This is a genomic window from Streptomyces sp. NPDC002787 (genome assembly GCF_053592095.1).
Window position 1 is genome coordinate 139,926 of record NZ_JBSFVC010000028.1, and the last position, 7,262, is coordinate 147,187.

The window sequence follows — 7,262 nt, forward strand, 5'->3', positions numbered from 1 at the left end:
GGAAGGACGCTTCGACACCTGACGAGGCCGAAGGCGCACAGCGCCCCAACCGCGGCCCCGCTCAAGCACAGCCGAAAGCGGGGGCGGGGGAGGGACGGACAACTACGACGGGGACGGAGACGGCCCCCTCCCCAACGCCACCCCACCACGGGACGATGTCCCCATGACCACCACGCCCCGCCGCCACCCCTCCCACACCTTCCGAGCCCAATCCTTCAACACCGCCGCAGCCCAATACGCGGCGAACCGCCCCTCCTACCCACCCACCCTCTTCGACACCATCGAATCCCTCACCCCCCGCCCCCTCCCCGGCTCCCGCACCGTCGACGTAGGCGCCGGCACCGGCATCTCCACCACCCTCCTCCACACCCGCGGCGCCCACGTCCTCGCCGTGGAACCCGGCGCCGGCATGGCCGCCCAGTTCCGCCGCACCCACCCCCACATCCCCCTCATCCGCGGCGACGGCAACGCCCTGCCCTTGGCCACCGCCTCCACCGACTTCCTCACCTACGCCCAGTCCTGGCACTGGACCGACCCGGCCCGCTCGGTCCCAGAAGCCCTCCGCGTACTCCGCCCCGGCGGCGCACTCGCCCTCTGGTGGAACACCGACGCCGTCGACATCCCCTGGATCGCCGACGCCACCACCCGCATCCACCGCTTCCTCGGCGTCGACCCCGACATCCCGATAGAGAAGAGCGGCTCCGGCGCCCCCGCCGCCCTCACCGACACGGCCGGCCACCTGGACTTCACCCGCCGCCAGATCCGCTGGAGCCGCACGGTCTCCCTCGACACCCACCTGGCCAACATCGCCAGCCATTCGTCGTTCCTGGTCCTCGGCGAAGAGACCACCACCGAGTTCCTCACCGAGGAACGAGCCCACCTCCGCAAGCTCTTCCCCACCGAAACCATCGAAGAGACCTACGACGTGGACCTACTACTGGCCATCCGCCCCTGAACCCCACCCTCCTCAACCAACCCGTCCTCAACCAGCCGTTCCTCTGCTCCGCGCGCTCCCGAGCCCTCCACTCCCTCAACTCCCCCCGTTCGCTGATCTCCCTCCACTCGCTCCGCTCTCTCCTCCTCCCGAGCCGCAACCCGCCCCGCCCCCCAAGCCGCCAGAGCCGCCGCACACGCATGATCCACATGCCGCAACCCGCTCAAGTCCAGCCGCACCCCCCGCCCCCGAGGCACCCCCTCCAACGCGTCCAGCAGCTTCGGCAACCGCAGAAACGTCGCGTTCCCGACCACCCGCACCACGACCCCCGCATCCCCCCGGTCCTCGATCTCCACATGCACCTGGCTGATGTCCCACGCGGTTTTGGCCACGGCCAACGCGAGCCCCACCAGCACACCCTCGAACAGATTCCAGGCCACGATCGCCAAGGCGGTCGCCCCCAGCACCACCACCTCCCCGCGATCCCGCCCCCGCCACAACACCCCCAACTCCCGTACGGGCACGAGCCTGCACCCCGCGTGCACGAGCAGCCCGGCGAGCGCGGCGAGGGGAATCACCCCGAGCGCCCCGGGAAGCAGGGCCGCGAACACCAGCAGCCACACCCCGTGCAGCACCCGTGAGGCCTTGGTCCGCGCCCCCGCCCTTACGTTCGCGGCGCTCCGCACGATCACCGCCGTCATGGGCAGCGCCCCGAGCGCCCCGCACACGACGTTCCCGGCCCCCTGGGCGACCAGCTCCCGGTCGTAGTCGGTCCGCGGCCCGTCATGCAGTTGGTCCACGGCCGCCGCACTGAACAGCGACTCGGCGGAAGCGATCAACGCGAAGGCGAGAACGGTCCCCACAACCCCCACCTCCGCCAGTAACCCCAGATCATCGACCGACGGCACCCGCACGGCCTCCAGCAACCCCCGCACCTCGACCCGCCGCACCCCCAGGTCGAACACCCAGGTCACCAGGGCCGCACCCCCGACGGCCACCAACGGCGCCGGCACAAGACGCGCCCCCCACCGCCACCGCGGCCACCCCACCAGTACGACGACGGTGGCACCCCCGACCGCGAGGGCGACCGGATCCATGGCACCGGGCAACGCCCCGAGCCCCGCGAGCTTCCCGATCGCCCCACCACCGGGCGCGACGACATCCCCCAGGGCGTACACCTGCCCCGCCACCAGAACCAGCCCGATCCCGGCGAGCATCCCCTGCACCACAGCCACCGACACGGCCCGAAACCACCGCCCCAGCCGCAACGCCCCCAACCCCAGTTGCACCACACCGGCCCCGATGACCAGCACACCCAGTGCCTGCAGCCCGTACTCCCGCACGGCCTCGTACACCAGCACGGTCAACCCGGCCGCCGGCCCGCTCACCTGCAGACTGCTCCCGGGCAACACCCCGACCACCAGCCCACCGACGATCCCGGTGACCAGCCCCAACTCCGCAGGCACCCCCGACGCCACCGCGACCCCGACACACAGCGGCAGCGCCACGAGGAACACGACAACCGAGGCGGCCAACTCCCCCCGCCACAACGACCCCTCGGGCACCCGAAGCCGAGGACGAAGCCGATCCCCGGACCGGCATCGGGATCGGCAACGGGATCGAAATGGACTTGAGACATTACGCACGAGAGAGGCACCTCCGGCAGCTGACGATCGACAAGGGGTGCCCGAAGGAGATGCGCAGTCCCGAGCAGGGACGAACCCGACGGTGATCACAAGGACTCACAACGGAAGACCGCCACACATCACCCGGGCGACGTCGCGCGGCCGATCCATCGACCACGCTCCGCAACCAAGTGTCACCCAAAGCGAGCAACGCCCACACCCCCTTCCCGCGATCACCGCCCCGTAGTGGAAGCGCACGCCCCCGGAACCCCACCTTCCGATCACCCCACCGAGCGCCCGCGCCCCTCTTCACTCCCCCCGCGCCACCTCGCACGCCCGCCCACCCACACCCCGCATCAGGGGCACGCGCAACCATCTGACCAGCCGCAACGAACCCACCCCGCCCCTCTCCCTTGACGCCCCCGCCCGCCCCGAGCATTATTCATCACATGATGAATTACTCCGCGAAGGAACCCCCACTCCACCCATCCACCCCCGACGGCTCCCCTCCCGCCCCGGCCATTCACGCCCAGGACCTCACCGTCACCCGAGGCCCCCGCACGGTCCTCCGCAACCTCGACTTCGCCGTCCCCCAAGGCCAGATCACCGGCCTCCTCGGCCCCTCCGGCTGTGGCAAATCCACCCTGATGCGCGCGATCGTCGGTACCCAGGCCAAGGTCACCGGCACCCTGACCGTCCTCGGCCACCCCGCCGGCCACGCCACCCTCCGCTCCCGCATCGGCTACGTCACCCAGGCGCCCTCCGTCTACGACGACCTGACGGTCCGCCAGAACCTCGCCTACTTCGCCGCGATCCTCGACCCAGGCCGCGCCGCCACCGATCGCCGCCGCGAGAACGTCACCCGGGCCATCGCCGACGTCGACCTCACCACCCACGCCGACGCCCTCGCAGGCAACCTCTCCGGCGGCCAACGCAGCCGCGTCTCCCTCGCCGTGGCCCTCCTCGGCACCCCCGAACTCCTGGTCCTCGACGAACCCACCGTCGGCCTGGACCCCGTCCTCCGCCGCGAACTCTGGACCCTCTTCCACACCCTCGCCACGGAGCGCCGGGCCACCCTCCTGGTCTCTTCCCACGTCATGGACGAGGCCGAGCGCTGCCACCGCCTCCTCCTCATGCGCGAGGGCGAGATCCTCGCCGACGACACCCCCGAGGCCCTCCGCACCCGCACCCACTCGGAAACAGTCGAAGCCGCCTTCCTCCACCTGGTCGACGAAGCCACCACGACCGCGACCACTGCTCAGACCGGAACCGACGCCCACCACAAGGAGCCGACGCGATGACCGCGAAGAGGGAAACCGACACGAAGACGACCACGAAGACGACCGCGAGGACGGACGCCAGGACCAGGCCGACCGACGGGTCCGCCGCCCCCACGGCCCCTCACCCCAGGGCCCTCAGCCACTCCCGTACGACAGCCACAGCAGCCCGAGTCCTCCGCCAGCTAGGCCACGACCCCCGCACGATCGCCCTGCTGATCCTCATCCCGTGCGTGATGCTCTTCCTGCTCCGCTACGTCTTCGACGGCAGCCCACGCGTCTTCGACTCCATCGGCGCCTCACTCCTCGGCATCTTCCCGCTGATCACGATGTTCCTGGTGACCTCGATAGCCACCCTGCGCGAACGCACCTCCGGCACCCTCGAACGCCTCCTCTCCCTGCCCCTCGGCAAGGGAGACCTCATCGCCGGCTACGCCCTCGCCTTCGGCACTCTCGCGATCATCCAGTCCGCCCTCGCCACGGGACTGGCCGTCTGGTTCCTGGACCTGGACGTCACCGGCTCCCCTTGGCTCCTCCTGGTCGTCGCCCTTCTCGACGCCCTGCTGGGCACCGCCCTCGGCCTCTTCGTCTCGGCCTTCGCCTCCTCCGAGTACCAGGCCGTCCAGTTCATGCCGGCCGTGATCTTCCCCCAACTCCTCCTCTGCGGCCTGTTCACACCCCGCCCCGACATGCACCCCGCCCTCGAAGCCATCTCCAACGTCCTCCCCATGTCCTACGCGGTCGACGGCATGAACGAGGTCCTCCTCCACACCGACATGACCGCCGCCTTCGTACGAGACATCGCGGTCGTCGCGGGCTGCGCCCTCCTGGTCCTGACCTTGGGGGCGGCAACGCTGAGGCGCCGAACGACCTAGCACCCGGCCGTACGGACAACACCAACCGAGAATTCGGACAGCACACCGAACGTCCCGCCCACCGGACAGCCCAGCCGGACCCCCACCCCCGATGCGAGGATGGCCCCAGGACGACGCACCCCCGGAGGGCACCCGCACCATGACCCAGAAAGTCGCAGTCCTCGGCACCGGAAAGATCGGCGAGGCCCTGCTCAGCGGCATGATCCGAGCCGGCTGGGCACCAGCGGACCTCCTGGTCACGGCCCGCCGCCCCGAACGCGCCGAAGAGCTCCGCACCCGCTACGGCGTCACCCCGGTCACCAACGCCGAGGCCGCGAAGACCGCCGACACGCTCATCCTCACGGTCAAGCCCCAGGACATGGCCACCCTCCTCGACGAACTCGCCCCGCACACCCCCGCCGACCGCCTGGTCATCAGCGGCGCGGCGGGCATCCCCACCTCCTTCTTCGAGGAGCGCCTGGCCGCAGGCACCCCTGTCGTCCGTGTCATGACGAACACCCCGGCTCTCGTCGACGAGGCCATGTCCGTCATCTCCGCCGGCAGCCACGCGAGCGAGGCCGATCTCGCGCACGCCGAGGAGATCTTCGGCGCGGTCGGCAAGACACTCCGCGTCCCCGAGTCCCAGCAGGACGCCTGCACCGCCCTCTCCGGCTCCGGCCCGGCGTACTTCTTCTACCTGGTCGAAGCCATGACCGACGCGGGCATCCTCCTCGGCCTGCCCCGAGACAAGGCCCACGACCTCATCGTCCAGTCCGCCATCGGCGCGGCCACGATGCTCCGCGACAGCGGCGAACACCCCGTCAAACTCCGCGAGAACGTCACCTCCCCCGCCGGCACCACGATCAGCGCCATCCGCGAACTCGAGAACCACGGCGTACGCGCCGCGCTGATCGCCGCGCTGGAGGCAGCCCGCGACCGCAGCCGCGAACTGGCCTCCGGCAACAACAGCTGACGTCGCCCGCGGTCAACCGGCCAGAAGACCGATCGCCCGATACGCCTCATCCACCCTCGGCCGAGCCGACTTTCTGGCCTTCTCCGCACCCAACCGCAGCACCCCCTCCACATACGCAGGATCCGCGCACAACTGCTTGTGCCTCTCCTGTACGGGCCTGAGGAGCTCGACCACGGCCTCTGCGGTGTCCTTCTTCAGTGCTCCGTACGATTCATATACACCGCTCAGGTCCTCGGGGTTCCCACCCTCACAGGCCGCGAGGATCTCCAGCAGATTCGCGAGCCCCGGCCGCCCTTCCCGGTCGTAGACGACGTCCCGCCCACTGTCGGTCACGGCCCGCATGACCTTCCTCCGCACGACATCCGGTTCGTCCAGCAGATAGACGATCCCCGGCCCGACGTCGTCCGTCTTCCCCATCTTCGAAGTCGGCTCCTGGAGGTTCATCACCCGAGCCCCGACCCCCGGACGCGTCGCCCGCGGCACCACGAAGGTGTGCCCGTACCGCTGGTTGAACCGCACCGCGAGATCCCGCGCCAGCTCCACATGCTGCGTCTGGTCGTCCCCCACAGGCACCTCGTCGGTCCCGTACGCCAGGATGTCCGCCGCCATAAGTACGGGATACGTCAGCAGCGACAGCCGCACACTCCCACCGCGTTCCCGCTCCCGCGACGCCTTCTCCTTGTACTGGATCATCCGCCGCATCTCGCCGTCCGTGGCCACGCACTCCAGCAGATACGACAACCGCGCGTGCTCATCCACATGACTCTGTACGAAGACCGTGCACAGCTCCGGATCCAGCCCCGACGCCAGCAACAACGTCGCCGCCTGCCGACTGAGCCTGCGCACCCGCGCCGGATCGTGGTCCACCGTCAGCGCGTGCAGGTCCACGACGCAGAACAACGCGTCCGTCCGGTGCTGATCGACCTCGGCCCACCGCCGTACGGCCCCCAGATAGTTCCCCAGCGTCAGATGCCCCGTCGGCTTGACCCCGCTGAAGACCCGTGTCATCTCTCCACCTCCTGGTCAGGACCGCCGCCACCGGCCGGCCGCCCCTCAGGAGGGAGATACGAGAACGGCCGCCAGGGCGGCGGCCGTCGAGTGCGTACGTGAGTACCGGCCGCCGTCAGGCGGCCCACCACTGCTGGTGACACGTACGCGTAGTCATGAGGCTCAGGCTACGCCCCCGGGGGACCGGCCGGCAGCGAGTTGACACACCCCGAGCCGGTACGTAGTGTTCTCCGAGTTGTCCGACGTGAGCGCCGACCCTCGGTCGGTCCCCGGACAGCCATTCCGCAGGTAACCACCAACAATCGACGATTCGTTGTCGTGCCATTGGTATGCGAATTTGCGAAATGAGGAATCCGCGTTCGATAGGGCGCAGCCCCCGATTAGCTCGGGAGCGAGGAATCCGCTAAAGTCTCACTCGTCGGAACGGCCCAACAGCCGCGAAGACAACTCCCGCTGACTGGGAATCAGGCCCGAAAGGATCTGATAGAGTCGGAAACGCCGGAAAGGGAAACGCGAAAGCGAGAACCTGGAAGGCACCGAGGAAATCGGACCGGAAAACGATCTGATAGAGTCGGAAACGCAAGACCGAAG

At 69.5% G+C, this 7,262-nt stretch carries 6 protein-coding genes; 4 read left to right on the forward strand and 2 right to left on the reverse strand.

The window, feature by feature from the left end; all coding sequences use genetic code 11:
• Positions 1-163: 163 nt before the first annotated feature.
• On the forward strand, positions 164-955 hold the full coding sequence (locus ACWD26_RS33530; protein WP_451275720.1) for a class I SAM-dependent methyltransferase: 792 nt from the start codon (positions 164-166) through the stop codon (positions 953-955).
• Here the strand turns inward: ACWD26_RS33530 and ACWD26_RS33535 are convergent.
• Entirely contained in the window at positions 919-2,469 is a 1,551-nt protein-coding gene (locus ACWD26_RS33535) for a SulP family inorganic anion transporter (protein WP_451275721.1), read from the reverse strand. The genes ACWD26_RS33530 and ACWD26_RS33535 overlap by 37 nt on opposite strands.
• A 539-nt stretch (positions 2,470-3,008) precedes the next feature.
• Here ACWD26_RS33535 and ACWD26_RS33540 point away from each other — a divergent pair.
• The 3 genes from ACWD26_RS33540 to proC all read left to right on the forward strand — a co-directional run bounded on the left by ACWD26_RS33540 (position 3,009) and on the right by proC (position 5,663).
• The gene (locus ACWD26_RS33540; RefSeq protein WP_451275722.1) at positions 3,009-3,860 is read left to right on the forward strand and encodes an ABC transporter ATP-binding protein; all 852 of its coding nucleotides are present in this window, start codon (positions 3,009-3,011) and stop codon (positions 3,858-3,860) included.
• Positions 3,857-4,711 (forward strand): ABC transporter permease, encoded by an 855-nt coding sequence (locus ACWD26_RS33545; RefSeq protein ID WP_451275723.1) that lies wholly within the window; start codon positions 3,857-3,859, stop codon positions 4,709-4,711. Before ACWD26_RS33540 ends, ACWD26_RS33545 begins: the two co-directional genes overlap by 4 nt.
• Before the next feature lie 139 nt (positions 4,712-4,850).
• A complete protein-coding gene (proC, locus tag ACWD26_RS33550; RefSeq protein WP_451275724.1) occupies positions 4,851-5,663 on the forward strand; it encodes a pyrroline-5-carboxylate reductase in 813 nt (270 codons plus the stop codon).
• A gap of 12 nt (positions 5,664-5,675) precedes the next feature.
• On the opposite strand, the gene trpS is transcribed toward proC, so the two are convergent.
• Entirely contained in the window at positions 5,676-6,671 is a 996-nt protein-coding gene (gene trpS / locus ACWD26_RS33555) for a tryptophan--tRNA ligase (protein WP_451275725.1), read from the reverse strand.
• Between the last annotated feature and the right edge of the window lie 591 nt (positions 6,672-7,262).